The 26044-nt window shown below is 73.1% G+C and carries 28 protein-coding genes; 13 read left to right on the top strand and 15 right to left on the bottom strand.

Going from position 1 to position 26044, the window contains the following annotated elements:
• The first annotated feature begins 9 nt into the window (after positions 1–9).
• A complete protein-coding gene (locus I5Q34_RS23205) occupies positions 10–2394 on the top strand; it encodes a right-handed parallel beta-helix repeat-containing protein (RefSeq protein WP_199894221.1) in 2385 nt (794 codons plus the stop codon).
• Positions 2395–2587: 193 nt separating this feature from the next.
• On the opposite strand, the gene I5Q34_RS23200 is transcribed toward I5Q34_RS23205, so the two are convergent.
• Both I5Q34_RS23200 and I5Q34_RS23195 read right to left on the bottom strand, forming a co-directional pair.
• A complete protein-coding gene (locus I5Q34_RS23200) occupies positions 2588–3472 on the bottom strand; it encodes a DUF2797 domain-containing protein (protein ID WP_199894220.1) in 885 nt (294 codons plus the stop codon).
• 17 nt (positions 3473–3489) lie between these two features.
• Positions 3490–4722: an MFS transporter gene (locus tag I5Q34_RS23195; RefSeq protein WP_199894219.1), complete on the bottom strand. Its 1233-nt coding sequence runs from the start codon at positions 4720–4722 to the stop codon at positions 3490–3492.
• A gap of 17 nt (positions 4723–4739) precedes the next feature.
• Here I5Q34_RS23195 and I5Q34_RS23190 point away from each other — a divergent pair, with 17 nt between their 5' ends.
• On the top strand, positions 4740–5966 hold the full coding sequence (locus I5Q34_RS23190; protein ID WP_199894218.1) for an ROK family protein: 1227 nt from the start codon (positions 4740–4742) through the stop codon (positions 5964–5966).
• Between the two features lie 18 nt (positions 5967–5984).
• Here I5Q34_RS23190 and I5Q34_RS23185 read toward each other — a convergent pair whose 3' ends face one another.
• The 4 genes from I5Q34_RS23185 to I5Q34_RS23170 form a co-directional block, all read right to left on the bottom strand.
• A complete protein-coding gene (locus tag I5Q34_RS23185; RefSeq protein ID WP_199894217.1) occupies positions 5985–6383 on the bottom strand; it encodes a hypothetical protein in 399 nt (132 codons plus the stop codon).
• The gene (locus I5Q34_RS23180; protein WP_199894216.1) at positions 6380–6661 is read right to left on the bottom strand and encodes a hypothetical protein; all 282 of its coding nucleotides are present in this window, start codon (positions 6659–6661) and stop codon (positions 6380–6382) included. The genes I5Q34_RS23185 and I5Q34_RS23180 overlap by 4 nt, the downstream gene beginning before the upstream one ends.
• Before the next feature lie 72 nt (positions 6662–6733).
• A complete protein-coding gene (locus tag I5Q34_RS23175; protein WP_199894215.1) occupies positions 6734–7237 on the bottom strand; it encodes an ATP-binding protein in 504 nt (167 codons plus the stop codon).
• Between the two features lie 192 nt (positions 7238–7429).
• Entirely contained in the window at positions 7430–7762 is a 333-nt protein-coding gene (locus I5Q34_RS23170) for a hypothetical protein (protein ID WP_199894214.1), read from the bottom strand.
• Positions 7763–7955: 193 nt separating this feature from the next.
• Between I5Q34_RS23170 and I5Q34_RS23165 the strand changes: the two genes are divergently transcribed.
• The gene (locus I5Q34_RS23165; protein WP_199894213.1) at positions 7956–9083 is read left to right on the top strand and encodes a PLP-dependent cysteine synthase family protein; all 1128 of its coding nucleotides are present in this window, start codon (positions 7956–7958) and stop codon (positions 9081–9083) included.
• On the opposite strand, the gene I5Q34_RS23160 is transcribed toward I5Q34_RS23165, so the two are convergent.
• The gene (locus I5Q34_RS23160) at positions 9046–9573 is read right to left on the bottom strand and encodes an SRPBCC family protein (protein WP_199894212.1); all 528 of its coding nucleotides are present in this window, start codon (positions 9571–9573) and stop codon (positions 9046–9048) included. The two genes, I5Q34_RS23165 and I5Q34_RS23160, sit on opposite strands and share 38 nt — an antisense overlap.
• A 1073-nt stretch (positions 9574–10646) precedes the next feature.
• On the opposite strand from I5Q34_RS23160, the gene I5Q34_RS23155 reads away from it, so the two are divergent.
• On the top strand, positions 10647–11261 hold the full coding sequence (locus I5Q34_RS23155) for a GNAT family N-acetyltransferase (protein WP_199894211.1): 615 nt from the start codon (positions 10647–10649) through the stop codon (positions 11259–11261).
• A gap of 314 nt (positions 11262–11575) precedes the next feature.
• Here the strand turns inward: I5Q34_RS23155 and I5Q34_RS23150 are convergent, their stop codons facing one another.
• Positions 11576–12841: a geranylgeranyl reductase family protein gene (locus tag I5Q34_RS23150; RefSeq protein ID WP_199894210.1), complete on the bottom strand. Its 1266-nt coding sequence runs from the start codon at positions 12839–12841 to the stop codon at positions 11576–11578.
• Between the two features lie 186 nt (positions 12842–13027).
• Between I5Q34_RS23150 and I5Q34_RS23145 the strand changes: the two genes are divergently transcribed.
• Together I5Q34_RS23145 and sigJ are read left to right on the top strand one after the other, a co-directional pair.
• A complete protein-coding gene (locus I5Q34_RS23145; protein WP_199894209.1) occupies positions 13028–14410 on the top strand; it encodes a dipeptidase in 1383 nt (460 codons plus the stop codon).
• 110 nt (positions 14411–14520) lie between these two features.
• Positions 14521–15414 carry an RNA polymerase sigma factor SigJ gene (gene sigJ, locus I5Q34_RS23140; protein WP_199894208.1) on the top strand — a complete coding sequence of 298 codons (894 nt, stop codon included), beginning with the start codon at positions 14521–14523 and terminating at the stop codon, positions 15412–15414.
• Between the two features lie 118 nt (positions 15415–15532).
• Here the strand turns inward: sigJ and I5Q34_RS23135 are convergent, their stop codons facing one another.
• Positions 15533–16570, bottom strand: a complete 1038-nt coding sequence (locus tag I5Q34_RS23135; RefSeq protein WP_199894207.1) for an NUDIX domain-containing protein — start codon at positions 16568–16570, stop codon at positions 15533–15535.
• Between the two features lie 161 nt (positions 16571–16731).
• On the opposite strand from I5Q34_RS23135, the gene I5Q34_RS35585 reads away from it, so the two are divergent.
• Together I5Q34_RS35585 and I5Q34_RS23130 are read left to right on the top strand one after the other, a co-directional pair.
• Positions 16732–16860, top strand: coding sequence for a hypothetical protein (locus I5Q34_RS35585; RefSeq protein ID WP_267911990.1), 129 nt, complete (start codon positions 16732–16734; stop codon positions 16858–16860).
• 141 nt (positions 16861–17001) lie between these two features.
• Positions 17002–17565, top strand: coding sequence for a hypothetical protein (locus tag I5Q34_RS23130; protein ID WP_234429203.1), 564 nt, complete (start codon positions 17002–17004; stop codon positions 17563–17565).
• Between the two features lie 23 nt (positions 17566–17588).
• Here the strand turns inward: I5Q34_RS23130 and I5Q34_RS23125 are convergent, their stop codons facing one another.
• Positions 17589–18485 carry a hypothetical protein gene (locus I5Q34_RS23125; protein ID WP_234429202.1) on the bottom strand — a complete coding sequence of 299 codons (897 nt, stop codon included), beginning with the start codon at positions 18483–18485 and terminating at the stop codon, positions 17589–17591.
• Positions 18486–18613: 128 nt separating this feature from the next.
• On the bottom strand, positions 18614–19069 hold the full coding sequence (locus I5Q34_RS23120; protein WP_199894206.1) for an NUDIX domain-containing protein: 456 nt from the start codon (positions 19067–19069) through the stop codon (positions 18614–18616).
• A gap of 221 nt (positions 19070–19290) precedes the next feature.
• On the opposite strand from I5Q34_RS23120, the gene I5Q34_RS23115 reads away from it, so the two are divergent.
• Both I5Q34_RS23115 and I5Q34_RS36110 read left to right on the top strand, forming a co-directional pair.
• A complete protein-coding gene (locus I5Q34_RS23115) occupies positions 19291–20046 on the top strand; it encodes a GntR family transcriptional regulator (RefSeq protein ID WP_199894205.1) in 756 nt (251 codons plus the stop codon).
• A gap of 38 nt (positions 20047–20084) precedes the next feature.
• Entirely contained in the window at positions 20085–20474 is a 390-nt protein-coding gene (locus I5Q34_RS36110) for an AAA family ATPase (protein ID WP_374193049.1), read from the top strand.
• A gap of 232 nt (positions 20475–20706) precedes the next feature.
• Here the strand turns inward: I5Q34_RS36110 and I5Q34_RS23110 are convergent, their stop codons facing one another.
• The gene (locus I5Q34_RS23110; RefSeq protein ID WP_199894337.1) at positions 20707–21654 is read right to left on the bottom strand and encodes an ROK family protein; all 948 of its coding nucleotides are present in this window, start codon (positions 21652–21654) and stop codon (positions 20707–20709) included.
• 184 nt (positions 21655–21838) lie between these two features.
• Here I5Q34_RS23110 and I5Q34_RS23105 point away from each other — a divergent pair, with 184 nt between their 5' ends.
• On the top strand, positions 21839–22855 hold the full coding sequence (locus I5Q34_RS23105; RefSeq protein ID WP_234429417.1) for a LacI family DNA-binding transcriptional regulator: 1017 nt from the start codon (positions 21839–21841) through the stop codon (positions 22853–22855).
• A 22-nt stretch (positions 22856–22877) separates the two neighbouring features.
• Here I5Q34_RS23105 and I5Q34_RS23100 read toward each other — a convergent pair whose 3' ends face one another.
• Together I5Q34_RS23100 and I5Q34_RS23095 are read right to left on the bottom strand one after the other, a co-directional pair.
• Positions 22878–23801: an aminoglycoside phosphotransferase family protein gene (locus tag I5Q34_RS23100; RefSeq protein ID WP_199894203.1), complete on the bottom strand. Its 924-nt coding sequence runs from the start codon at positions 23799–23801 to the stop codon at positions 22878–22880.
• Between the two features lie 29 nt (positions 23802–23830).
• Entirely contained in the window at positions 23831–24409 is a 579-nt protein-coding gene (locus I5Q34_RS23095) for a GNAT family N-acetyltransferase (RefSeq protein ID WP_199894202.1), read from the bottom strand.
• A gap of 187 nt (positions 24410–24596) precedes the next feature.
• On the opposite strand from I5Q34_RS23095, the gene I5Q34_RS23090 reads away from it, so the two are divergent.
• The gene (locus tag I5Q34_RS23090; RefSeq protein ID WP_199894201.1) at positions 24597–25439 is read left to right on the top strand and encodes a Scr1 family TA system antitoxin-like transcriptional regulator; all 843 of its coding nucleotides are present in this window, start codon (positions 24597–24599) and stop codon (positions 25437–25439) included.
• On the top strand, positions 25415–25648 hold the full coding sequence (locus I5Q34_RS23085; RefSeq protein WP_307811720.1) for a DUF397 domain-containing protein: 234 nt from the start codon (positions 25415–25417) through the stop codon (positions 25646–25648). Before I5Q34_RS23090 ends, I5Q34_RS23085 begins: the two co-directional genes overlap by 25 nt.
• Here I5Q34_RS23085 and I5Q34_RS23080 read toward each other — a convergent pair.
• Entirely contained in the window at positions 25623–26003 is a 381-nt protein-coding gene (locus I5Q34_RS23080) for a dihydrofolate reductase family protein (protein ID WP_199894200.1), read from the bottom strand. The genes I5Q34_RS23085 and I5Q34_RS23080 overlap by 26 nt on opposite strands.
• Between the last annotated feature and the right edge of the window lie 41 nt (positions 26004–26044).

Genomic DNA, 26044 nt, shown 5'->3' with positions numbered 1-26044 from the left:
AGCAGCACCATGGCACAGGGCTCGGTCCAGGTGACCCACAGCGGCCCGTCGCGCTGGCGGCGGCGCACCGGTGAGTACGACTGTCTCGCCGCGGCCCTGGAGGCGGCCGCCGACGGGGACGTGCTGTCCGTCGCCCCGGGCACCTACCGGGAGAACCTCGTGGTGGCCCGCGCCGTCACCCTGCGCGGCGCCGACGGGGCGCCCGGCTCGGTGCGGATCGCCCCGGCCGACGGCGTCGCGGTCACCGTCCGGGCCTCGGCGGCCCTCCTCGACCTGCACGTGGAGGGCCACGACGCGGCCGCGCCCGCGCTATTGGTGGAGGACGGCGCCCCCGAGCTGATCGGCCTGCGGGTGGTGACGCATTCGTCGGCGGGCATCGAGGTCCGCGGCGGCGCCCGGCCGACGGTGCGCCAGTGCACGGTCGACAACGTCACGGGCACCGGCATCAGCGTGCTGGACGGCGCGGGCGGCATCTTCGAGGACTGCGAGGTGCTCGCCGCGGGCCAGTCGGGCATCACCGTGCACGACGGCGGCGCGCCCCGGCTGGAGCGCTGCCGGGTCCACCACGCGCGCGGCGCCGGCCTGTCGGTGACGGGCGAGGGCAGCACGCTGGAGGCGGTGGGCTGCGAGGTGTACGAGATCAAGGGCGCCGGGGTGCGGCTGGCCGCCCGCGCGGCCGGGCGGCTGACCGAGTGCCGGGTGCACCGGGTCGCGGCCGACGGCGTGACCCTCGACGGGGAGGCCGTGCTCGCCCTGACCGACTGCGACATCCACGACGTCCCGGAGAACGGCGTGGACCTGCGGGCGCGTTCGGTGCTGACGATGTCCCGGTCCACGGTGCGCCACTTCGGGCGCAACGGCCTGTCGGTGTGGGACCCGGGCACCCGCGCCGAGGCCGACCGGTGCGAGATCCAGGACAGCACCGGCGACTACCCGGCGGTCTGGGTGAGCGACGGCGCGACGGCCGTCCTCGCCGCGTGCCGGGTGCACGACGTGCCGGACGCGCTCTTCGTCCTCGACCGCGGCTCGTGCGCGGAGGTCGCCGACAGCGACCTGTCCCGCATCCGGGGCACGGCGGTCTCGGTCAGCGGCGGCGCCACCGCGCGGCTCGACGACTGCCGCATCCGGGAGGCCACCACCGGCGCCTGGTTCCGCGACCCCGGCAGCGGCGGCACGCTGACCGGCTGCGCCGTCGACGCGACGGCGACCGGCGTGATCGTCACCAAGGGCGCGGACCCCACCTTCGAGCAGTGCTCGGTGAGTTCGCCGCTGGAGGCCGGCTTCTACGTCTCGGCGGAGGGCCGCGGCACCTTCCGGCACTGCCGGGTGACCGGCAGCGGCGGCTTCGGCTTCCACGTCATCGACGGCTGCCGGGCCACCCTCAGCCACTGCCGCACCGAGCGCTGCGCGCGCGGCGGTTACGAGTTCGCCGACGGCGGGGCGCAGGGCCCGGTGAGCGAGGGCTGCACGAGCGACGAGCCCGTCGCGGTGCCCGCGGTGGAGCGGGCCCCGGTGCCGGCCCCGGCCGCGCCGCCGAAGCCCGCGGCGGCCGAGCCGGCCGCCGCCCCGCCGGCCGCCGCGTCCCGGCCCGCCGTCGCGGTGCTCGGCGAACTCGACAAGCTGGTGGGCCTGGACAGCGTCAAGCGGGAGGTGCGGGCGCTCACCGACATGATCGAGGTGGGCCGGCGCCGCCGCGAGGCCGGCCTCAAGGCCGCCTCCGTCCGCCGCCACCTGGTGTTCACCGGCTCCCCCGGCACCGGCAAGACCACCGTCGCCCGTCTCTACGGGGAGATCCTCGCCTCCCTCGGCGTGCTGGAGCGCGGCCATCTGGTCGAGGTGTCCCGGGTGGACCTGGTGGGCGAGCACATCGGCTCCACGGCCATCCGCACCCAGGAGGCGTTCGAACGGGCCCGCGGCGGCGTCCTGTTCATCGACGAGGCCTACGCGCTGGCCCCCGAGGACTCCGGCCGGGACTTCGGCCGCGAGGCGATCGACACCCTGGTGAAGCTGATGGAGGACCACCGGGACGCGGTGGTGGTGATCGTCGCCGGCTACACCGCCGAGATGGAGCGCTTCCTGACCGTCAACCCCGGTGTGGCGTCCCGCTTCTCGCGCACCATCACCTTCGGCGACTATGCCCCCGAGGAGCTGCTGCGCATCGTGGAGCAGCAGGCGGAGGAGCACGAGTACCGCATCGGCGAGGGCGCCTCCGACGCGCTCCTCGGCTACTTCCGCGCCGTCCCCAGGGGCCCGGCGTTCGGCAACGGGCGCACGGCGCGCCAGACGTTCGAGGCGATGGTGGAACGGCACGCGGGGCGGGTGGCGCAGTTGTCGCACCCGAGCACGGATGACTTGACGTTGCTGTACGCGGAGGATTTGCCGGCGTTGCCGTGAGGGATTCTGCCCCCGCCCCGCCCTTTCACCGTTTCTCGCGCGCTCCGCGCGGGTGCAGCGCGGCTGCGCCGCGTTGGTCCTCAAACACCGGACGGGCTGATTATTCAGCCTGTCCGGCGTTTGAGGACTTCGCCCGAAGGGCGAATGGGGTCCGGGGTCTCCCCGGGAAACGGTGAAAGGGCGGGGCTGGGGCTCAGAACAGCGCCGGTGGCTCGCCCACCGGCGCTTCGCCCCACTCCACCTCCACCGTCGTTACCACGCCATCCCCCACCGCCCCCAACTCCCACCCCGCCAGCCGCCGTACGTCGACAACGACCAGCCGGCCATCGCCCATCTCCAGATACACATCCGGCCCGGCCACCGCGGCCACCCGCCCCGCGACCACCCGCCCCGCCGCCGGCACGGCCACCCCCGCCCGGGAGCGGATCCCCTCGACGTGGAAGACCTCGTCGTGGTGGACGGGCGCGAAGGCCCGTACGGCCAGGGACTCGGGCAGTCCGGGCGCGGTGCACGCCCGGGCGTGGAGCGCGGCGAGTTCGGCGGTCCGTACGTCCGGGGGCGGCAGCGGATGGCGCGCGGCGCGCTTGGCCGCGTACGGGAAACGGTCCGGCACCCCCAGCGCCACGCCCAGCACCGCCTCCGCCCGCCGCGCCGCCATCAGCGGCCCGCGGCCGAGCAGGGCGTAGGACAGCGCCGCCTGTTCGAGCAGCCGGACGCCGCCCCGCTCGGCGGCGGTGATGCCCACCTTGACCAGTCCGGGGGCGAACCACGCGAGGTAGACGTCGTAGGGCCGCGGGTCGTCGGCCATCGTGTCGGCCGCGACGGACCGCGACCGGTCCAGCCGGGCGCACTCGGCGCACTGCGCGGAGACCGCGGCGGACGGCACCGCCGCCCCCGTCGGGCACGGCGTGCGCCGCCCGCCCCGGCGCACACCGACGCAGTGCCGCGCGTCCCCGAGGACGAAGCCCAGCCGCCGCCCGGGGGCGAGCGGCGAGAGCCGCTCCCCGTGCAGCGGGTGCTGCCAGACCACCGAGGGTCCCTCGGTGCTCCAGCGCAGGCCGGAGCAGAGCCATGCCACGCGCTCGTCCTCCTCGGTCAGCGGGTCATCTTCCGCGTGCTCCAGGCTATGCACGCCCCGCCCGCGGCGAGCAGGGCGACCGTGGTCAGGGCGGTGGACAGGGTGAACCGGTCCGCGAGCAGCCCGATCGCGGGCGGGCCGAGCAGCATGCCGCCGTAGCCGAAGGTGGACGCCGTCGCGACGCCGTTGGGCCCGGCGAGCTCGCCCGCGCGGCCGATCGCGACCGGGAAGGAGTTGGCGAGGCCGAAGCCGGTGATCGCGTAGCCGGCGAAGGCCGCCCACGGCGTGGGAGCGAGCGAGCCGAGCAGCATGCCGACGGCCGCGATGGCGCCGCCCGCCACCAACGTGCCGGTACGGCCGAGGCGTTCGAGGAGCAGGGTGCCGCAGAGACGGCCGAAGGTCATGAAGAGCGCGAAGAGCGAGTAGCCGATGGCGGCGGCGCCCGCGCCGGTGCCGAGGTCCTGCTGGAGGTGGAGCGCGCCCCAGTCGGCGAGCGCCCCCTCGCCGTAGGAGGAGCAGAGCGCGATCAGGCCGAAGACGACGACCAGCCCGCGCCGGGCCCCGGTGGAGGGCGTGGCGGCGGGGTCGCCGGTGACGACGGGTTCGGCACGCGGCGCCGGGTGGGCGAGCAGCACGCGCCCGGCGGCGACGGCGACCACGACGCCGATCGCGGTGAGCAGCAGCAGGTGGCGGGTGGCCGAGAAGTGCCCGGCGAGCAGTCCGCCGAGCCCGGCGCCGAGCATGCCGCCGACGCTGTACGCGGCGTGGAAGCTGGGCATCACGGGCCGCCGCAGGGCGCGGACGAGGTCGACGGCGGCGCTGTTCATCGCGACGTTGATCGCGCCGTAGGCCGCGCCGAAGACGAGCAGGACCAGGCCGAGCGCGAGCGCCGAGTGGGTCAGCGGGGGCAGCGCGATGCCCAGGGCCAGGCAGACCCCGGCGACGGCGGTCACCGGGTGGCTGCCGAAGCGCCGGCACAGGCGCCCGGTCAGCATCATGACCGCGACGGAGCCGGCGGACACCCCGAGCAGGGCGAGCCCGAGCGCGCTCGGGGAGGCCCCGGTCTGGTGTTTGATGGCGGGGATGCGGACCACCCAGCCCGCGAAGAGGAAGCCGTCGAGGGCGAAGAAGACGGTGAGCGCGGCGCGGAGGCGGCGGAGTACGAGATCGGCGGGCGCGGGGGCGGGGGCGGGGACAGGAGCGGGATTCCGCCGGAGGACGGCCGTCCTTATTTTGTTTAGCGTCGGCACAAAGTCAGAATAGGGGCGTGACCCAGACTCGGACAACACGTTTGGAGCGCGGCCGCTCCGCCCTCGGCCCCGCCCTGGAGCTCGTCCACACCGGCCGCGCCCCCACGCGCGCCGTGCTCACCGCCGAACTCGGCGTGACCCGGGCGACGGCCGGTGCCGTGGCCGCCGAACTGGAGGCGCTCGGCCTGATCACGGTGGACGCGCGCCCGGCCGCCGCCGCGGGGTCGCAGGGCCGCCCCTCGCACCGGCTGTCCGTCGCCCCCGACGGGCCCGTGGTGCTGGCCGCGCAGATCCACGCGGACGGCTTCCGGGCCGCGCTGGTGGGCCTCGGCGGACGGATGGTCGCCACCGCGCCCGGCTGCATGACCGTACCCGCCGACCCGGCGCGCATCATCGGCACCGTCGTCGAGGCGGGCGCGCGACTGCTGCGCGAGACCGGCCGGCAGTGCCTGGGCGCGGGACTCGCCGTGCCGTCCGCGGTGGCCGAGCCGGACGGCACCGCCCTCAACCCGCTCCACCTCTCCTGGCCGGCGGGCGCCCCGGTGCGCGCGCTGTTCGCGGAGGCGCTGGCCGGGGCGGGCGTGCTCGGACCCGACGGCGCCCCCGTCACCGGCGTGGCCGGCAACGACGTCAACCTCGCCGCCCTCGCCGAGCACCGGCACGGTGCCGGGCGCGGCGCCCGGCACCTGCTGTGCGTGGCCACCGGGCACCGCGGGGTGGGCGGTGCTCTGGTCCTGGACGGCCGTCTGCACAGCGGGAGTTCGGGCCTGGCCATGGAGGTCGGGCACCTCACCGTCAACCCGGCGGGGCTGCCCTGCCACTGCGGTTCGCGCGGCTGCCTCGACGTCGAGGCCGACCCGCAGGCGTTCCTCACCGCGGCCGGCCGCGCGCCGGGGCCGGCGGGCTCACTGCTCCACCAGGCCACGGAGCTGATCCGCACGGCCCACGACGACGACCCGGCCGTCCGCTCGGCGGTGGAGATCCTCGTCGACCGCCTCGGCCTGGGGCTCGCGGGCCTGGTCAACATCCTCAACCCGGACCGCGTCGTCCTCGGCGGCCTCCACCGCGAACTGCTCGCGGCGGACCCGGACCGGCTTCGGGCGGTCGTAGCGGACCGCAGCCTGTGGGGGCGCAGCGGGAGCGTTCCGATCCTGCCGGGGACGCTGGACCACGGCAGCCTGATCGGGGCGGCGGAGGCGGGGTGGCAGCGGGTGCTGGACGATCCGCTGGGGGTGTTGGGGTAGGGGGTGCCCGCCAGGGCGTCAGGAGAAGCCGAGCATGCCGGGTGAATCGATGCCGACGGTTGCCATGCCGGGCGGGTAGGCGTCTTCCTCGGCGGTCAGCAGGATGGACCCCCCGAGGAAGTCCGGACGCGGCAACGCGCAATAGAGGGCGTGACACGTGTCCGGACCGCCGTAGCCGTCCCGGACCATGGTGCCGACGGTGACCGCCGCGACCGTGTCGAGATCGTCGACGACGACGGACGAGAAGAGGAGCACACGCCGGGACGCTCCTTCGTCCACCGCCTCGGCCTGCATCAGACACAGGGCAGGGACGACCAGGTGGCCACCCGGCGTCCGGGCCATGTTTCCGGCGAGTGTGTTCAGCGTCTTGTGACTTCGGGCGAGTGCGGTGACGGCACTCGTATCGAGGATGATCACGCGGCGGCACCCCGGACCAGGGCCTTCTCGGCAGCAATCCGGCAAATGTTGCCGAGCACGTCCGGCGCCCGGTCGAACTCCTCGTCGCTGATGTCCAGACCCATCACCTGGCGGACGACCTCCCGGTCCGCCGCGAGGCGCTCCGCGCGCTGCGCGGTGGTCAGCTGCTCGGCGGCGAGCGCCTCCACCAACCGGCCGATGTCCAGCCCCCGTTCCTTCGCGAGCTCCGCGAGATGATCACGAGTCTTCTTGGAAACCTGGATCGTCGTAGTCGCCATACGGGGAACGTAGCGCTTCTGCAGCAAAGGGTTCCGGGCCCATCGGACGATCACACTCGCCCCGGTGAAGCCTCAAACCGGTGTCCGCTCCCGAAGCGCGGGCGCCGCGACCACGGACTCGAACGCCACCGCCGGCCCCCCGGCCCGCTCCCGCCAGGGATCCGGCTCCGGCGGAGAGGCCACCGGCACCCGCAGCGTGAACCACACCGCCTTCCCCCCGTCGCCATCCCGCCGCACCCCCCAGCTCGCGCTCAGCGCCGCCACCAGCGCCAGCCCCCGGCCGTGGAGGCTGCCCCCGTCGGCCGCGCCCACGCAGGGCACCCGCGGATCGTGGTCCCGCACCGACACGGTCAGCCGGTCGAGCACCAGCGTGATCTCGACCGTGCAGCGTTTGTCCGGGCCCGTGTGCTGGTGGACGTTGGTCAGCAACTCGGTGACGCCGAGCGCGGCCGGGTCGATGAGCGGATCCAGATGCCAGTAGCGCAACTGCGCAGATACGATTCTGCGGACCTGGCCGATCCGCTGCGGCAGGGCCTGGAGCTCGACGGAGCAGTGCTTGTTCACTCGGCTGATCACGGCTGCGACTCCCCAGAAGAAGTAGGGCTGGCCTGACGCAGATACGTGCCGCGGTGCGCGCGCCTCCCGGTCCCGTACGACAGCCCACTGCGACGCGGGGCACCGATCCGGAACGCGACCGCCGATGAACCCTCGGTGAGGCCGGTACGCACAAGGGTCTGCCCTGTGCGCCGGCCCCGCAACTCGTACCCCTCAGTGCGGTCCGGCCTCCCGGGCGGCCCGCACCGCGTCCAGGAAGCGGCGGAGCTCCTCCTGCGGATCGGTGGAACCGTCCTCCCCCAGGGCGAGGACGTAGCGCGTCCCGTTCACCGTGGCCGTCGCCCGCGCCCGGTCCCGGCCCCCGAACCACGGCCTGCGGGCCTCCACCGAATCCACCGGCGCGCTGTCGATCTCGGCCCCGTAGCTGGTGAGGAGCTCCAGCCGGCCGTCGCGGATCTTCACCTGACCGGCCCGCGTGAGCGAGCGCAGGGAACGGTCGATCCGTACCCCTTTCGCGCTGAACTCCCGGAACTCCGGTTCCGCCACGGCGCACCGCCTCTCGGCCGAAGGGTCGTCTGCAGTTCGTCTGCTGCTGCGATTCGTCTGGTGCTGCGATTCGTCTGCTGCGCAGTGTGCCCGCGCGCCGCCGCCCGCACCAGGGGCCGTTTCCGAGCGCACAGGCGAAAATGCCGGTGACGCCGGTGCCCCCGTGCGCCGGTGCGTTAAGGAGTGGTGCACCGTGGACACCCCAGGAGACCCCGGCGGTCCCGCCGCCACCCAGGATGTGGACCGCAGCGATCCGGCGTACCGCGTCTGGCTCAAGGAGGCGGTCCGCAAGGTGCAGGCCGACGCGAACCGTTCCGCCGACACGCATCTGCTGCGCTTCCCGCTGCCCGCCGAGTGGGACATCGACCTCTACCTCAAGGACGAGTCGACCCACCCGACCGGCAGCCTCAAGCACCGCCTGGCCCGTTCGCTGTTCCTGCACGCCCTGTGCAACGGCTGGATCCGGCCCGAGGCCCCCGTCATCGAGGCGTCCAGCGGCTCGACCGCGATCTCGGAGGCGTACTTCGCCCGTCTGGTCGGGGTGCCGTTCATCGCCGTCATGCCGCGCACGACGAGCCCGGAGAAGTGCCGGCTCATCCAATTCCACGGCGCGCGCTGCCACTTCGTGGACGACCCGCACACGATGTACGAGGAGGCGGCCGCCCTCGCGGAGCGGACCGGCGGCCACTACATGGACCAGTTCACCTACGCCGAACGCGCCACCGACTGGCGGGGCAACAACAACATCGCCGAGTCCGTCTACCAGCAACTGCGCCGCGAACGCCACCCGGAGCCCGCCTGGATCGTGGCCACGGCGGGCACCGGCGGCACCTCGGCCACCTTCGCCCGCTACGTGCGCTACCTCCAGTACGACACCCGGATCTGCGTGGCCGATCCGGAGAACTCCTGCTTCTTCGACGGCTGGTACGACCACGACCCGCTCGCCCGCAGCGAACGCGGCTCCCGCATCGAGGGCATCGGGCGCCCGCGCATGGAACCCAGCTTCCTGCCGGGCGCAGTCGACCGGATGATGAAGGTCCCGGACGCGGCGAGCGTCGCCGCCCTGCACACCCTGGAGGAGGCCCTCGGCCGCAAGGCGGGCGGCTCCACCGGCACCGGGCTGTGGAGCGCGCTGAAGATCGTCGCGGAGATGGTCGCCGAGGGGACCCCCGGCAGCGTCGTCACCCTGCTGTGCGACCCGGGCGAGCGCTACCTCGACAAGTACTACTCCGACGCCTGGCTCGCGGCGGAGGGGCTGGACGTCGCGCCCTACGACGCCGTCCTCACCGAGTTCCTGACGACGGGCCGCTGGCGGGGCTGACGCCCGCGCCGCCCCCGGCGGCCAGGTATCCGTCGAGGCGGCGCATCGCGTCGCGGAAGGCCGCGCCGAGGACGGGCCGGGCGAGCAGCAGGACCCAGCGCACGGGCGCGGGCGCGTCGAGGGCGAGCGTCCAGCGGACGGCGGTGCCGCGGCCGGCCGGGGACAGCCTCCAGTCCTCCAACAGGGCTTTCGGGCCCGGGACGTTGGTGACGTCCACGCGGTACGCGTAGCGGCGCGGCGCCTCCGCCGCCATCACCGTCTCGACGAACCGGGCCCCGCCCAGGAGCCGGATCTCCCGGCGGCTGCGCCCCGCGCCCTCCACCGGGCGGGCCAGCGTCACGATGCGGAACCAGCTTGCCCATCCGGCCGTGTCCTCGGCGAGGGCCCGGTGGACGCGTGCGGGGTCGGCCGCGGTCCGCCCGGCGAAGGTGACGCGCAGACGCGCGGCGTCGGCGAAGTCGGCGCCCACTGGGCGGAGTTTGCGCGGCACGGGGGCCTCCGGGGGGTGGGGTGGCTGGGGGCGTGCGCGGCCGGTGGGCCGCAACCTTAGCCCGCGGGGCAGGGGTTGTCTCCGGGGCGTGGTGTTGCCCCTCCCCGCCCTTTCACCGTTTCTTCCGGGGCTGCGCCCCTCGGCCCCGCAATGCGGCTTCGCCGCATTGTCCTCAAGCGCCGGACGGGCTGATTCAGCCCGTCCGGGGGTGGGTGCCCCCTCTGGGGGAGTTCGAGGACAGCGCCCGGAGGGCGGATGGGGCCTCAAGTGACGAACCGTCCCTTGCCCGCGCGTTGTTACTCCTCGCCCTGGCCGGACGTCAGGCCCGCCGGGTTCCCTTTCCGGCGCATCCATCGTGGCATCCTGCGCGGTTCCTCGCGCCGGCTGTCCGGCTTGCCCGCCCTACCGGTGCCGTCGCACGCAGGGCACGCGTGAACCAGCTTCGTGCCGTTCTGCAGATGCTCTTCGGTGTAGCCCACGCCGAAGCACTTGTTGCACATCGCAACCCTTTCCTAGCCGTGTTCAATACGCCCGGTCCCGCTGCGGTCGTCGCGCTGGTGCGTCAGTCCGTCGCGCGTCACGTACCCGGAGCCGCTACAGGCCGAACACGGCGTCGAACCCATGGCGTTGCCCCTTCTGCGGTCCGTCCACTTCTACCCCTCTGATGGCCGCCTGTGCCCGACGGGGGCGGTCCCCCGCCCGGCCGCAGACCCGGAGCACTCTTGCGCGACCGGACGGGCGTCGTGCCCCGCTCCGGGATGTCCGGCCGGACCGCCCGGAGCGGGAGTTGAGGGACCCGCCCGGCCGTCTCCGCCTCACGGGGCGTGCGGCCGGACGGGGTGGTTCCCGTCCCGCCGAGGACTGGTTGCCACCCGGCGGGACGGAGTCCGGTGCCCGCCCGGCCGAACGATCTCCGATGCACAGGCGGGGCCGGGCCGGGCCGGACCTCGTCGAGAAGGGTGGAGGGTCGAAGGGTGGAGGGTCGCGATCAAGGTGTGGCGCAGATCACCGAACCTTGCCCTGGGTGCGATATGGCTTTGTGCCCGGTCCAAAGCTTGGCTACGGTTCCGGCCATGCCCGCCAAGAATCCGCACCCGATCGCACTGACCGGACGGCATGTCCGTCTGGAGCCCCTGGACATGAGCCACCGCGACGCGCTCTTCGTCGCGGGCGGCCGGGACGACGAGGTCTGGCGATGGCTGGACGGCCCGGCACCCCGGACGCCCGACGAGCTCGGCGCCCGCATGCGCACTCTGCTGGACGCCGCCGAACACGGCGAGTACGTCCCGTTCGCCGTCGTCCACCGGGCCACCGGCCAAGCGGCCGGCTGGACCACGTTCATGGACATCGACACCGCCGACGAGCGGCTGGAGATCGGCTGGACCTGGTACGGACGCGCCTACTGGCGCAGCCCGGTCAACACCGAGGCGAAGCTGCTCCTGCTGACCCACGCCTTCGAGGAACTCGGCATGGGACGCGTGCAGTTGAAGACGGATCACCTCAACGAGCGTTCGCAGGCGGCCATCGCCCGGCTCGGGGCCCGGAGGGAAGGGGTGCTGCGCCGCCACAGGCGGCGTGCGGACGGCTCCTGGCGGGACACCGTGTACTTCTCACTGCTCGCCGAGGAGTGGCCCGCGTCGAAGGCGTTCCTCGCCTCCCGGCTCCAGGGCCTGTCCGATGGCTCTTGAACTGCCGCCGGGCGAGCCCGCCCGCGTCACGCAGCAGACCTCGTGAGCTGCCGACCGCCTCACAGGGAGCATCCGTTCCGGCGAGGCGGCGGCGTCGACAGCCATCAGACACGGCCTGGCGGCGCCCGAAGCACCGGTGCGGTGGCGGCGGCGCCCGGAGCCGCCACCGACACCGCGCCCACGGCGGGTTGCCGGACCAGGGCTTGTCCGACGGTTCTTGAACCGCTGCCGAGCAGGCCGCCCCTGCCGCGTGGCGCGACGCATGAGCTGCCGACCGCCCCACAGGGAGCGCCTGCACCTGCGAGGCGGCGGCCTCAAGAGCTGTCGGACACGGCTTGGCGCACGCCTCCGGGCAACCGGTCCGCCGCCGACACCATCCGCCGCGCCACCGGATGCGTCCGCACGATCTCCGCCATCGTCGTCTGCCCCCGCGTGATCCGCGTGAACGCGCGCCACGCCGGCCCGAAACCCGTCACCGCCGCGTGGAACACCCCCGGCTTGCGGCTGAAGATGGCCAGGACGCGCCGGCCCACGCCCATCTCCACGCCCAGCCCGGCCTTGATGGCGAAGGCGTAGTTGAGCGCCTGACGGCGCGCGTCGACCGCGTCCTGCGCCTCCGCGATGCGCACCGCCCACTCCCCCGCCAGCTTCCCGGAGCGCAGGGCGAAGGAGATGCCCTCCCGGGTCCACGGCTCCAGCAGCCCGGCCGCGTCGCCGCAGACGATGACGCGCCCGCGCGACAGCGGGGAGTCGTCGGAGCGGCACCGCGTCAGGTGCCCGGAGGAGATGCTGGGCTCGAAACCGGCCAGTCCGAGGCGGGCGATGAAGTCGTCGAGATAGCGCTTGGTGCCGGCGCCCTCGCCGCGGGCGCAGATCACGCCCACCGTGAGCGTGTCGCCCTTGGGGAAGACCCAGCCGTAACTGCCGGGCAGCGGGCCCCAGTCGATGAGCACCCGGCCCGCCCAGTCCTCGGCGACGGACGGCGGGACGGGGATCTCGGCCTCCAGGCCGAGGTCGACCTGGTCGAGCTTCACCCCGACGTGCGCCCCTATCCGGCCGGCGCTGCCGTCCGCGCCGACGACCGAGCGGGCCAGCACCGTCGCGCCGTCGCCCAGGACGACGGCGACCGTGCGCCGGTCGGGCACGGCCGGGCCGTGCTGCTCGACGCGGGAGACGGTCACCCCGGTGCGCACCTCGGCGCCCGCGGCGCGCGCCATGTCGACGAGGCGGGCGTCGAACTCCGGCCGGTTGATGAGCCCGAAGAGCATCTTCTTCGAGCGCCGGGTGCGGGTGAGCTTCCCGTTGAGGGAGAAGGTGACGGCGTGCACCCGGTCGCGCAGCGGCAGTTCGAAGCCGGGCGGCAGGGCGTCGCGGGACGGGCCGATGATGCCGCCGCCGCAGGTCTTGTAGCGCGGAAGCTCGGCCTTCTCCAGGAGCAGCACCCGGCGCCCGGCGCCCGCCGCGGCGAGGGCCGCCGAGGCTCCGGCGGGACCCGCGCCCACCACGACGACGTCCCAGACCGGCTCGCTCTCCCCCGGCACGTCCCGGCCCGCTTCCCGGGCTGCGTTGTCGCTGCTCACCTGTGCTTCCACTCCCGCTTCATGACCGACTTCGTGACCGACCAGGGCTTACCGCCCGCATCCTACGGCTCGCCGCGGACGCCCCCGGGACGGGAAGCCGCCTCGGGACGCGCAGGGGGCCGTGAAAGGATCGGCGGGTCATCGTCCGTACGTACGACCAACGCCGTGCCCCCGAGGAGCGTTCCCATGGACACCCCCCGCCCCCACCCGGATTCCGCCGCGCTCGCGGCGACCGTCACCGCCCTGCAGTCCCGTGCCCGGACCGAGCTGGCCGAGCTGGTCGCCTTCCGCTCGGTGGCGGACGAGGCGCAGTTCCCGAAGAGCGAGTGCGAGGGTGCGGCGAACTGGGTGGCCGACGCGCTGCGCGCCGAGGGCTTCCAGGACGTCGCGCTGCTGGACACCCCGGACGGCACACAGTCCGTCTACGGCTTCCTGCCCGGCCCGGCGGGCGCCCCGACGGTGGTGCTCTACGCGCACTACGACGTGCAGCCGCCGCTGGACGAGGACGCGTGGCTCTCCCCGCCGTTCGAGCTGACGGAGCGGGACGGACGCTGGTACGGGCGCGGCGCGGCCGACTGCAAGGGCGGCTTCATCATGCACCTGACGGCGCTGCGGGCGCTCAAGGAGCACGGCGGGGTGCCGGTCGGCGTCAAGGTCATCGTGGAGGGCTCGGAGGAGCAGGGCACCGGCGGCCTGGAGCGGTACGCCGAGGCGCACCCGGAGCTGCTGGCCGCCGACGCCATCGTCATCGGCGACGCGGGCAACTTCCGGCTCGGCCTGCCGACAGTGACCGCCACCCTGCGCGGCATGACGCTCGTCCGCGTCCAGGTGGACACCCTGGACGGCAACCTGCACTCCGGCATGTTCGGCGGCGCCGCGCCCGACGCGCTGGCCGCGCTGATCCGCGCCCTCGACTCGCTGCGCGCCCCCGACGGCTCCACCGTCATCAACGGCCTGGAGCCGGAGGGCACTTGGGAGGGCCTGCAGTACCCGGAGGAGGACTTCCGCGCCGACGCGAAGGTCCTCGACGGCGTCGGGCTCATCGGCTCCGGCACGGTGGCCGACCGCCTCTGGGCGCGCCCGGCCGTCACCGTCCTGGGCATCGACTGCCCGCCGGTGGTCGGCGCCACCCCGTCCGTGCACGCCGGCGCCCGCGCGCTGATCAGCCTGCGGGTCCCGCCGGGGGTGGACGCCGCCGAGGCGACGAAGCTGCTGCGCGCCCACCTGGAGGCGGCGGTGCCGTGGAACGCCCGGGTGACCACCGAACAGGTCGGCCAGGGCCAGCCGTTCCTCGCCGACACCTCCAGCCCGGCGTACGCCTCGATGGCCGAGGCCATGGGCGTCGCCTACCCGGGCGAGGAGATGCAGACCGCCGGCATGGGCGGCTCCATCCCGCTGTGCAACACCCTGGCCGCGCTCTACCCCGGGACCGAGATCCTGCTCATCGGCCTGAGCGAGCCGGAGGCCCAGATCCACGCGGTGAACGAGAGCGTCTCGCCGGAGGAACTGGAGCGCCTGTCGCTGGCGGAGGCGCTGTTCCTGGTCAATTACGCGCAGAGCAGGAGCTGAGCATCCGGACACGCTTGTCGCATTCCTCGTCACATTCGCGGGCCGGCGCCCGTCAGGGTGGTGACGGGCGCGTCCGCGCCCCGCGTACGGAGAACGGGGAAGCAGCACCGATGACCGACCAGGACAACGACCACCTCGCGCGGCGCTTCGAGGACCACCGCCCGCACCTGCGGGCCGTCGCCTACCGGATGCTCGGCTCGCTCAGCGAGGCGGACGACGCGGTGCAGGAGGCGTGGCTGAGGCTCAGCCGGTCCGACGCGGGGGCCGTGGACAACCTGGGCGGGTGGCTGACCACCGTCGTCGGCCGGGTCTGCCTGGACATGCTGCGGTCGCGCACCGCCCGGCGCGAGGAGCCGATGGACGGGCCGGCGCGGCTGCCCGACCCGGTCATCAGCAGCGCCGACGGCGTCGACCCCGAACAGGAGGCGCTGCTGGCCGACTCGGTGGGCCTGGCCCTGCTCGTGGTGCTGGAGGCGCTGGCACCCGCGGAGCGGCTGGCGTTCGTGCTGCACGACATGTTCGCCGTGCCGTTCGACGAGATCGCGCCCGTCGTGGGGCGCACCCCGGCCGCGGCCCGGCAGCTCGCCAGCCGGGCGCGGCGCCGGGTCCAGGGCGCGGCCCCCACCCCGGACACGGACCGGGTCCGCCAGCGCGAGGTGGTGGACGCGTTCCTCTCGGCCGCGCGCGGGGGCGACTTCGAGGCGCTGATGGCCGTCCTGGACCCGGACGTCGTGGCGCGCGGGGACAGCGGCGCGCTGCGCCCGCTCAGCGTGGTCCGCGGCGCCGAGGCCGTGGCCGCCGGGGCGATGACCTTCGCCCGCGCCGCGGAGGCGGCGCGCCCCGCCCTCGTCAACGGGACGGCGGGCGTCGTCGCGATGGGTGCGGACGGCCGCCCGTTCTCGGTCCTGGCGTTCACGATCGCGCAGGGCAGGATCGTCGGACTCGACATCCTCACCGACCCGGAGCGGCTGGCCCGGCTCGACCTGACGGTGCTGGAACGCTGACGGGGGCGGCGGCCGCCGGTCGTCGGCGGGCGTGGCGGCGCGGCGCACGTCGGCGGTTCACCGCACCGTCGGACCGGCGCGGCGCCGGGCCGGTGGCAGCCCGTGCCACCGGCGCCCGTCAGCCGACCGGCACGCCCGCCTCCAGGTTCAGCGGCCGCCCCCGCTCCCGCGCGCGCAGCGCCCAGCGCAGCCGACCCATCCGGACCGGCGGGAGCAGGGCGCCCGCCTCGTCCTCCGTGACGAAGCGCCAGCCGCGCAGCTCCGCGCCGGGGAGCAGCAGCCGCCGCGCCTCGGCCTCGGTCAGCCGGCCGCCGTCGAAGAGGAAGCGCAGGCCGCCGAAGGCGGGCGGCCGGGGCGGTTCCCAGTCGACCACCAACAGCCGTGGCACGTCGGGGAGTTCGATGCCGATCTCCTCGGTGACCTCCCGCATCCCGGCGCGGGCCGGCGCCTCCCCCGGCTCGACGACTCCGCCCGGGAACTCCCACCCGGGCTTGTACGTGGGGTCCACGAGCAGCACCCGGTCGTGCTCGTCGAAGAGCAGCACCCCGGCGGCGAGCGTCTCGGCCTTCGGCTCGGGGGTCTCGACGATCTGGCAGGACGCCGCGGTGCCGTCGCGGACGGCCCCGGCGACCCGTTCGGCGGCCTGGCGCGGCGTGAGGCGGCCGGTGTCGACGACGAACGCGTCGCCCCGCAGCCAGGGCAGCGCCTCACGGTAGGGGGCGACGTGGTCGCGCGCCCACTGCCGGACGGACTCGTTGCGGACGGGGTCGCCGGGATCCTCCACCCGTCCCTCGATCCGCTTCCGCAGGATCGTTTCGTCAACGGTCAGCAGCACATGCCGGACCTGGATCCGGCGCGCGGCCAGGCCCCCGAAGATCTCGTCGCGGTACTCCTGCCGCAGCAGGGTCATGGGGACGACGAGCACCCCGCCCACCTCGGCATGCAGCGCCGCCGCGGTGTCGACGACCAGCCGCCGCCAGATCGGCAGGTCCTGGTAGTCGGCGACCTCCCGCATCCTCCCGGGCGGGAGGAGGTGGTGCAGCGCACCGCCGATGACCTCGGGGTCGTAGAGGTGGCTGTCCGGTATGAGCCCGGTCAGCTCCTTCGCGGTGCTGGTCTTGCCCGCACTGAACGCACCGTTCAGCCAGACGATCACGGTTCCCCCCTCCTCCGACAGGCCCCCTTGCGGTGCCCGGAACACCTTGCCACGGGAGGGCGTTCGAGCGGGATGGGACGTTCGGCGCCACCGTGGGGCGGGTGCTCGTTTGCAGGGGTGCCCGGGTCCCGCCCTTTCACCGTTTCTCCCGGGCTCCGGGGGTGAAGGCGATCCAGCGGGAGGCCGAGGGCGTCTATGCGGTCGCGGCCGCCGAGGTGGTGGTTCTTGAGGCAGCGAATCGCGATCTTGAGGCGAAGGCGAAGGAGCTGGAGCGGCGTCCGGGCCGTTGACCGGGAGGGCCCCCTGCCGCGCGACCGCTGCGGCGGGGACCGGACCCGCGGGAGCGCTGGTCGGCGCTGCCGTCGGCTCTCTCGTGGGCCGAGGCCGCCTGTCTGCGGACGGCCCGGCGATGCGTCCGGGAGCCGTCGGCAGTGGTGGTGCTCAGCGCGAGCGAGGCCCTGCACGGCGCCGCCGCTCTCCTCGGCGGCCAGCCGCACCTGCGGTTCACCCCCGACGGCCGCCTGGCCCACTGGCGGCCGGAGACCGGGCTGGACCGCGCGTTCCCGCTCGGCGGACACCTCACCCACCTGCTCCTGCGCGGCGACCCCCGCAAGATCGTCCTCGCACGGTCCGGCACAGCCGTGGCCTCCGGCAACCACCGGGCCCCCGGCCACAAGCCCGACCTGGACACGCTGGCCTGCGTGCACCACTTCAAATGGCGCGCGGGCATCCTGGACGACCTGCGGCGCCGCGTGGAGAACTTCACCTCCGGCACCTGGGCCGAGCACACCCCGGCCGTACGGGACGAGGCCGGGCGGCTGCTGGAGTACATCGACCGGCACCACGGCCGGATCGACGTCGCCGACCCCCGCCTCGGCTTCCGCCGCGTCACCCTCGACGGCCCGCCGGCAGGGTGGGCGGACGAGGCCCGCACCATCGTCACCCTGGCGCGCGCTGCTACGGAGCCCGATCTTCTCAGGCACCAGGCTCCATAGCGTTGTTGTGCCGTACCGATACCTCAGCTGGCGAGCGTCAGGCCGCCGAGGTCGATCGAGCCGCTGACGGAGAGATAGCCCGGGGCCATGAACATGGCTGCGAACGTGCCTGGCCCGTGCCTACAGTCGAGCCACGCGCACAGCAGAGTCATGTCCCCGCTGATGGTGGAGGACAGGATCAGCGAGTGGAGATCCTCGGCCTCCGCCTGGCCGATCTCGGCGAGGAACGCCCTGTACCGGGTGTTGACGTTGGCCTCGTACCTGCCCATGGAGGCGAGGTACGTCGTGCTCTCCGAGGCAGGATCCTTCGGGGCACCAGCCAGCTCGACGGCGTCCGCAGAGTCCAGTTGGCCGGTGACGTCGCGGAAGGCGAAGCCGTTGATCCCGGCCGCGGTGCCGCCGTGCGTGGCTGCGGTCCGGCGGGTGATGGAGCGGGACTCACGGTCGCAGGCCCCCTCCATCACGACCCCGATGTTTCGGGTGGTGGGCGATGTTCCGCGGTCCGGGGCCGAATAGCTTCGCCCGTCCTGGCGCCGGAAGTTGAGGCCGTACTGGGTACGGACCACCTCACCGCCGTGCAGTTGGTAGCTGCGGTAGGAGCCGTAGTGCAGACAGTCGTGCGCGTAGGCCCGCAGCAGATCCAGGACGGCGAGAGCGGGGGCCTCTGGGACGGCCTCGTTCATGCCGCCGTACATGGTGATCACGGCCTGCATCTGCAGATACCGGTAGCCCTGGTTGGGGTGGTGGAAGCCGCCGAAGGCCCCGGGACGGGTCGAGCGGACGGCGACCAGGACCCGGTCGAGCGGCAGGAGATGGTGCAGGCCGAGCTCGGCGTACCGCTCGCGCAGTAAGGCGTGGCCGTCGTGGAACGGGGAGACGTCCACTCCTGCCTCCTGCCACAGGTTCAGGGCCTGCGGCAAGGGCAGGAAGGTGTGTTCGGGGTGCTGCGCGATGAGGTCGTCGGAGGTGCGAAGGTGCGTCAGTGCTGTCAGGAGCGGCGCGGTGTCGGCGCCGACCAGGTGCTCGTTGGGAGCGAGGAGACGGCCGGTCAGGCCGTCGTCTTCCCGTGGATCAGGTCCCGGTGCGACTCCTGGAGTCCCTCGGGTAGGGAGTCCGGGGAGAACCATGATGCCTCCAAGATTTCGAAGGAGTCGATCTTGAGGGTCCCTCCGGCCAACTGGGCCTCGTAGGCCACTTCGAGCCGGAGCTTGTAGCCGCTCTTGAGGTGCACGAGCCGACCTGCCTTGACGTCGAGACCGGTCTCTTCCTTCACCTCGCGAGCGATGGTGAGCGGGAACTCCTCGCCCTTGATCGCGTAGCCCGTGGGCAGCCCCCAGGGCCGGTCCGCGGGCCACATCCGGTGACGCAGGAGCAGGACATTGCCCTGGTCATCGCGTACGACGCCGGTGACGCCAACCATGAACTTGGCGTGCGCGAGCCACAGGACGCGCCACTGCATCGGGCCTCGGATGATCCGCCACAGCCGGGCGACGAGCTGCTTCATCTGGTGCCTGCTTTCGGTTGATTGATGGACCGTGAGCCAGGCGGATCACAATGGCGCATTCCGAGTAATCGTCCAAATGCTCACCGTGAGGTTGTACGCTCAATGTGGCCTAGGCCACACTCCACTGCCAAGAGTGCATGGTGGACCAGGGCACCAGCCAATGGAGCGAGTCTGCGCTACGCTGCAAAGTGGCCTAGTGCACTGCCTGAAGGAGAGTCAGAATGCCTCCCAAGATCGCACATTCACTGCCGCCATACATGCAGGTGCTCAACCACTTGCGCGACCAGATCGTCAGTGGCCGGCTGGCCGAGGGCGACACCGTCCCCTCCGAGCGTCAACTCGCCGCGGACTGGGGCATCTCGCGGTCGACCGCGGCCAAGGTGCTCAACGAGCTCCGCCACGAGAACCTCGTGATCCCCAAGCAGGGATCCGGCACGGTCGTCAGCGCCCGCGCGAACCTGCACCACTCGCCTTCCGACCGATTCCAGGCTGCCGAAACCACGGGACGCATCTATCCGCCCGGTCATTACGCCAAGATCCTCTCCGCTGAAGTTCAGCCTGCGCCAGCTCGCGTCGCGCTCGCCCTCGGGATCGAGGAGGGCGCGGACGTGATCCGGCGTCAGCGGGTCACGTACAGCGAGGACGACACCCCGGTCTCGTCCTCCACCTCGTGGTTCGTGGCCGAACTCGGCGATCGCGTACCACAGTTGCTCCAGACGGAGCGCGTCGTCGGCGGCACCCCGAAGGCCATCGAGGAGTACGCGGGCTTGTCCTGGCAGGACGGCCAGGACCTGGTCGGTGCCCGGGTGGCAACCGACGAGGAGGCCGACCTTCTCGGGATCATCGAGCGGCCGGCCGCCCTGCTCGTCGGGTACAACAGCCTCTTCGACGCCGAGGGGACGGTCATCGAGTACGGCGAGTACATCAGCCACGGCGACCGGTACTCCTGCTACACCTACCAGCGTCCCCGCGACTGATCGACACCCTTGGGGACGATCGTTGATCACGTGGCGGCATGGCCGGGGAACGTCCAGTGGATGTGTATGAGGACAGTCCTGAAGGTGAGGGCCCTGTCGTCTATCTGCTGGTCGGGCTGACCGGGGCAGGAAAGACGACGTACGCCCGGCGGAAGCTGGAACCCGCAGGCGTCGTGCGTCTTTCGGTCGATGAGACCGTGGCCCATGATCATGGCCGCTACGGCGTGGACTACCCTCAAACGCCGGACGGGCTGGATTTCGCGCCCGGGTCCAGATCCCGTCCAGATTCCAGGGCCCGGATTCAGGGCTTGGGTGTCAAAGCTTGGGTTTCAAAGCTTTGTCCAGGGCCCGGATTCCAGGGCTTGGGCTTCAAGGCCCGGGGCGCGCATTTCAGCCCGTCTGGGGGTTGCCCCCTCCGGGGAGCTTGAGTACGAGCGGCGGAGCCGCGATACGGGGTCCGGGGCGGAGCCCCGGAGCGGGGTCCCGCAAAGGAGCCAGGGGCAGAGCCCCGGAGCGGGGCCCGGGGCCCAGGGGCAGAGGCCGGAGCGGAACCCGGAGCGGGGCGCAGGGGGCGAAGCCCCCGCACCACCGCGCGGAGCGCGGTGCCGGGCCGAGGGGCGGAGCCCCGGGAGAACGGTGAAAGGGCGGCCCGGGGCACCCTCACCACACCCCCACCACCTCCGCCGCCGCGGCCGCCGCCCCCACCACCCCCGCATCCCCCGCCAACATCGCCGGTACGACCTCCACATCCGCTGTGAACGACAACCCCGCGTACTCCCCCAACCACCCCCGCAACGGCCCGAACAGCACCTCCCCCGCCCCCGCGACACCCCCACCGACCACCACCACCCCGATCTCCACCAGCGCCGCCGTCGCCGCGATCCCGGCCGCCAGCGCCCGGGCGGCCCGGTCGTACGAGGCCAGCGCGAGCGGATCGCCCGCGCGGGCCGACGCCGCCACGCCCGCGGCCGTCGCGTCGCCGTCCGGCCCGGGCCGCCAGCCCGAATCCAGCGCGCGCCGCGCGATGTTGGGCCCGCTCGCGATGCGCTCCACGCACCCGCGGCCACCGCACGGACAGCGGTCGCCGTCCAGATCCACACTCACGTGACCGATGTGCCCGGCATTGCCCGTGGGCCCGGGATGCAGCCGCCCGCCCAGCACCAGGCCGCCGCCCACCCCCGTGGACACCACCATGCACAGCGCGTTCGCCCACCCCCGCGCCGCACCGCGCCAGTGCTCCGCCGCGGCCATCGCGACCCCGTCGCCGACGAGGACCACCGGCCGGTCCCCGACCCGCCGCCGGACTTCCTCGACCAGCGGAAACCCGCGCCAGCCCGGCACGTTGACCGGACTGACGGTCCCCAGTGACGCGTCCACGGGCCCGGCGCTGCCGATCCCCACCGCCCGTACCCGCGGCCACTCGGGCGCGCCCGTGAGCTCGTCGAGGACCTCGGCCACGGCGGCCATCACCACCGCCGCGTCCCCCTCCGCCGGTGTGCGCCGCCGCGCGATGCGCAACCGCGCGCCCCCGGCGTCCACCAACGCCCCCGCGATCTTCGTTCCGCCGATGTCCAGTGCGGCGACGAGCTCGCCGGGGTCGGTGCGCATGCGGTACGGGCTCTCCTGCTCCACGGGACTCCACGGGATCTGATCTCCCGCCAGTCTCTTCCAGTGTTGACAACGTTGTCCAGGCCCTATGCTCGATGCCAGCCGCACTCAGGAGGACGCACCGCCCGTGCCCGACAGGATCCGCAGCCCCCTCCCCCGCCCGCGTTACGGAACCCGCCCGACCATGAAGGACGTGGCCGCACGCGCCGGCGTGGGCCTCAAGACCGTCTCCCGGGTCGTGAACGGCGAGCCGGGGGTGACCGCCGAGACCGAGCACCGGGTCCAGGAGGCGATCACCGCCCTCGGCTTCCGCCGCAACGACAGCGCCCGCGTCCTCCGCAAGGGCCGCACCGCCTCGGTCGGCCTGGTCCTGGAGGACCTCGCCGACCCCTTCTACGCGCCGCTCAACCGCGCCGTCGAGGAGGTCGCCCGCGACCACGGCGCCCTGCTCATCAACGGCTCCAGCGCGGAGGACCCCGCGCGGGAGCGGGAGTTGGTCCTGGCCCTGTGCGCGCGCCGCGTCGACGGGCTGCTCGTCATTCCCGCAGGCGGAGACCACCGCTATCTGGAACCGGAGATGGCGGCCGGGCTCGCCACCGTCTTCGTCGACCGCCCCGGCGGGCTGATAGCCGCCGACACCGTCCTCTCGGACAGCTTCGGCGGCGCCCGCGAAGGCGTCGCCCACCTCATCGCCCACGGCCACCGCCGCATCGGCTTCATCGGTGACCAGCCGCACATCCACACCGCCACGGAGCGGCTGCGCGGCTACCGCGCCGCGATGGCGGCCGCGGGCCTGCCGGTCGACGGCTCCTGGGTCTCCCTGGGCCCCACGGCGCCGGACCGCGTCCGCGCGGAGACGGAACGCATGCTGACCGACGGCCCGTTCCCCGTCACCGCCCTCCTCACCGGCAACAACCGCGTGACCGCGACGGCGGTCCGCGTCCTGGCCCGATTCCCGCACCCGGTCGCCCTGGTGGGCTTCGACGACCTCGAACTGGCCGACCTGCTCACCCCCGCGGTCACCGTGATCGCCCAGGACGCGGCCCAACTCGGCCGGACAGCGGCCGAGTTGCTCTTCCGCCGCCTGGAGGGGGACGGCAGCGCACCGCAGCGCGTGGAGCTGCCGACGCGGCTGATCGTACGAGGGTCGGGAGAGCTGCGGCCGGCGGAGGCCGGAGGACTGCCCGGGACGGCCCGGTGATCCGTCGGCGCACTCGAAAGCATCACACGAGCAACTCCGCCACGTAGTCCGCGAATTCGGTGAAGCGGTCCAGCCGTGCCCCATCGCGGGCCGCGAGGAATCCGTGGCGGCGCCCCCAGAACACGGCCTGCACGGCATGGAACTGGGCCCACCGCCGGACGCGTTCACGGTCGAGCTCCGCCGCCTCGGCGAAGACGTCCAGCGTCCGGTGGACGGCCCTGCGCACATCGGTCGCCGCGATGAGCGCCGGCGCACGCGACTTGAAGAGCGCGCCGCCGTCGTAGGCGGGGTCCCCCACGTATCCCTTGGGGTCGACGGCCAGCCACGGCTCACGTTCGGCGCGCAGGATGTTCCCGGCGTGGAGGTCGCCGTGGACGAGGACGTCCGGCTGGTCGCGGCCCAGTTCGCGGACGGTCGCCACGGCGGCGTCCAGCGTGCGCCGGGACAGGGCGTGCGTCAGCTCCTCGGCATCCCCGCGCAACCGCGCCTCCCAGAGGCCGGCCCGATCCCTCAGCCGGGGCAGCCCGGGCGGCGCGGGGACGGTCAGCCGACGGCTGATCCGTCCCGCGACTGTCAGTACCTCGTCGCCGTCCGCGGCCTCCGCCAGGGTCGCCGTCCCCGCCCGCTCCAGCAGCATGGCGAAGCATGCGTCGTCGCGTTCGTACAGCATGACGGCCCCGCGTCCGCCCCAGGCCGCGAACGCGTCCGGCTCGTGGACGTTGCCGGGGTGCGGGAACGACACCTTCACCACTGCGGCCGATCCGTCCCGCCGGCGCACCGGGACGATGACGCCGACGCCCCCGTGCACGACCTCGCCGTCCGGCACACACTCCCAGCGCGCCAGCAACTCGTCGAGGATCTTGGGCAGTTCTCCGATCCACACCGCCCCGGACTCTCCCTCGCGCAGGGCCGTGCTCCGCGCGAACGCCTCCGGTATCCCGATCATGCGGGTACTTTACGCGCCGGCGTGCTCCGTCATCGATCCGGCCGACGCCGCCGGTTCCACTCCTCCGCGCTCACGGAGTTGAGCATGCAGTCCCGCCACGCGCCGTTGATGAACACGTGGTCGCGCCGCACCTCGTCCGGCGCGAAGCCGAGTCTGCCGAGCGCTCCGTCCGGTTCGAGCGCCCTCATCCGGGTGGTGTTGTCCAGCGCAATCCAGCCGGCGACCCGCTCGACGCCCAGCTCCCGGAAGGCGTAGTCGAGAATGACGACGTGGGCGTCGTTGCCGTAACCGCGTCCCCATTCCTCCGCGGCGATGGCGCAGCCGATCTCCTCGCCCTCATGGCCGGAGTGCACCAGGCGGACGAAGCCGATGGCCCGGTCGTCGTCGGGCAGGGCGACCGCCAGGTAGAACTCGGTCCGTGGCGTCCGGTGCGCGTTCTTGATCGCGCTCTGTATGCGTTCCTGGGTCGCGTCGCGGTCACGGCTGTCGAAGGACAGCCACTCGGTGACGCGGTCGTCACCGAAGACGCGCTGCATGTCGTCCACGTCCGCGATGGTGAAGTCGCGGACGACGACCTTGTCGCCGGTCAGGCGGAGGGGGTACGTCAACGGGGCTCCTCGGCAGGATTGGACAGCGGGAATCGTCCAGCATCCCAGCGGGCCCGGGTCGGACGGGCAAGAACACAGGGGCCGCTTCCGGCCAGTGGAGCAAACGGTTCCCGGTGTCCGTGGGGAGTCCTATGCTCGGCCTCATCAAGGATGTGACAGCTCAGAGCGACCACGGGGAGCCACAACTATGCCCGCGCCCAAGCGACTTGATCCGTCTCCCGACATCGTCGCCCGATTCGGGTCGATGATCCGGGACCTGCGACTGCGCAAGGGCTGGTCCCGGACGCGGCTCGGCAAGGAAGTCGCCCTGAGCTACAGCGCGATCGCCAAGTTCGAGGCCGGTGAACGCATCCCCACCCCGGACATCGCCAAGGCACTGGACAGGGTGCTCGACGCGAACGGCGCCCTGCTCGAAGAGTGGGACCACCTCAACAACGGCCCGGACGCACGCTGGGCCAGGCGTCTCGAGAAACTCGAGGCGAACGCGGGCGCCATTCACCACCTGGCCGTCGGCATTCCGGTCCTGCTCCAGACCGAGAACTACGCCAGGGCGATGCTGGCGCGCGGCATGGAGTTCTTCGGGGGTGACCTTGAGGAGAAAGTCCAGTATCGGATGCGCAGGAGGGCCGTGCTGGATGCCCCCGACCCCCCGTTCTTCTCAGCCGTCATCAACGAAGCAGCGCTATGCCTGATCGCGGGCACTGACGCCGTTATGCGGGAACAGCTTGAACACCTGGTGCACATGTCCGAACAACCACATGTGCACCTGCATGTCGTCCCGTTCGACAGCCGTGGGCTGGTGGCTCCCGGACAAGTGACGGTCCTGTTCCCCAGGACAGGAAGGCCCCCCACCCTCTACACAGTGGCGCTGGAGCGAGGAATCTTCAGCACAAACTCACGCGAGGTCCAACGGCACGAGGGCCTATACGATCACGTGAGGCGCGGCGCCCTACCGGAAACCGAGTCAAGGACGTTCATCCGAAAGACAGTTAAGGAGAAGTACCCGTGCGCATACCCGGCCCCGACCTGACCATGGCGATATGGCGCAAGAGCTCTCACAGCGGAGGCGAGGGCGAGACATGCGTCGAAGTCGCCGACCACTACCCCGGCCTCATACCCGTCCGGGACAGCAAGATCGCTCCCACAGGCCGCCCCCTCATCCTCGGCATTGCCGCCTGGTCGGGCTTCATCACCGCCATTGCCGACGACAGCCTCACTGCCGCCGCACGAACCACGTGATCGTCACGCCGTTCCCGAACGATTTGCGATCCGTCACCGTGAAGACCGTGGGGTCGAACTCCCCGTCGAACACCGGGATTCCGGCCCCCGCGACCACCGGATAGCTCTTGATGACCATCCGGTCGATCTCGGGCAGCAGCGCGCCCGCGAGCCCGCCCCCGCCGCACAGCCAGATGTCCTTGTCCCCCTCCTCCCGCTTGAGGGACCGGACGAGCGCGAGCGGGTCGCCGTCCACCACGGTCACGTCCGGGTCGGGACTCCGCCCGAGCGTGCTGGAGACCACGCACTGGCGCAGGTGCGCGTACGGGCCGGCGACGCCCGCCTCCAGCGCGGGCCGGTACGTGCCGAGCCCCATCAGCTCGGAGGAGGAGCGCGAGCGCCTCGTCGAGGCGGCGG

Origin of the sequence: Streptomyces sp. AV19 (genome assembly GCF_015999245.1) — a bacterium.
Classification (GTDB): Bacteria; Actinomycetota; Actinomycetes; order Streptomycetales; family Streptomycetaceae; genus Streptomyces.
The sequence above is the reverse complement of the archived record's forward strand: the minus strand, read 5'-3'. Positions and strand labels throughout refer to the sequence as shown.

Excerpts from the sequence above, each read along its gene's own strand:
- I5Q34_RS23205 (WP_199894221.1), top strand. The coding sequence starts at position 10 with ATGGCACAGGGCTCGGTCCAGGTGACCCACAGCGGCCCGTCGCGCTGG.
- I5Q34_RS23180 (WP_199894216.1), bottom strand. The coding sequence starts at position 6,661 with ATGGCGACTACGACGATCCAGGTTTCCAAGAAGACTCGTGATCATCTC.
- I5Q34_RS23155 (WP_199894211.1), top strand. The coding sequence starts at position 10,647 with ATGCCCGCCAAGAATCCGCACCCGATCGCACTGACCGGACGGCATGTC.
- I5Q34_RS23145 (WP_199894209.1), top strand. The coding sequence starts at position 13,028 with ATGGACACCCCCCGCCCCCACCCGGATTCCGCCGCGCTCGCGGCGACC.
- sigJ (WP_199894208.1), top strand. The coding sequence starts at position 14,521 with ATGACCGACCAGGACAACGACCACCTCGCGCGGCGCTTCGAGGACCAC.
- I5Q34_RS23120 (WP_199894206.1), bottom strand. The coding sequence starts at position 19,069 with ATGAAGCAGCTCGTCGCCCGGCTGTGGCGGATCATCCGAGGCCCGATG.
- I5Q34_RS23115 (WP_199894205.1), top strand. The coding sequence starts at position 19,291 with ATGCCTCCCAAGATCGCACATTCACTGCCGCCATACATGCAGGTGCTC.
- I5Q34_RS36110 (WP_374193049.1), top strand. The coding sequence starts at position 20,085 with ATGGCCGGGGAACGTCCAGTGGATGTGTATGAGGACAGTCCTGAAGGT.
- I5Q34_RS23110 (WP_199894337.1), bottom strand. The coding sequence starts at position 21,654 with ATGCGCACCGACCCCGGCGAGCTCGTCGCCGCACTGGACATCGGCGGA.
- I5Q34_RS23105 (WP_234429417.1), top strand. The coding sequence starts at position 21,839 with ATGAAGGACGTGGCCGCACGCGCCGGCGTGGGCCTCAAGACCGTCTCC.
- I5Q34_RS23100 (WP_199894203.1), bottom strand. The coding sequence starts at position 23,801 with ATGATCGGGATACCGGAGGCGTTCGCGCGGAGCACGGCCCTGCGCGAG.
- I5Q34_RS23090 (WP_199894201.1), top strand. The coding sequence starts at position 24,597 with ATGCCCGCGCCCAAGCGACTTGATCCGTCTCCCGACATCGTCGCCCGA.
- I5Q34_RS23080 (WP_199894200.1), bottom strand. The coding sequence starts at position 26,003 with ATGGGGCTCGGCACGTACCGGCCCGCGCTGGAGGCGGGCGTCGCCGGC.